1 protein-coding gene is annotated in these 270 nt (G+C 68.1%); it reads left to right on the top strand.

All coding sequences use genetic code 11. The features are described from left to right. Positions 1-270 (top strand): META domain-containing protein (locus EOD29_RS31980; protein WP_164763956.1); only part of this gene is annotated, 270 nt, incomplete at both ends.

Below are 270 nucleotides of genomic sequence, written 5' to 3' on the forward strand. Positions count from 1 at the left end.
GGCAGCACCCGCAGCCGAGCCGGACGCCGCGGCCTTATATGGCCAGAGTTGGCTCGTCGAATATATCGACGGCATCGGCGCCATCGCCGAGCCGCAGGCGACATTTCGCATCAGCGAGGCCGGCAAGGCGGACGGCAAGGGTCCGTGCAACAACTACTTCGCCACCGCCACGGTGGAAGGACGCAGGATTGCCATCGGCGACGTCGGCTCGACGCGCATGGCCTGCGCGCCGGATGTGATGGCCGAGGAGCGGGCGCTGTTCGACGCGCT

Source organism: Mesorhizobium sp. M1A.T.Ca.IN.004.03.1.1 (assembly GCF_003997555.1).
In the GTDB taxonomy this organism is placed as follows: Bacteria; Pseudomonadota; Alphaproteobacteria; order Rhizobiales; family Rhizobiaceae; genus Mesorhizobium.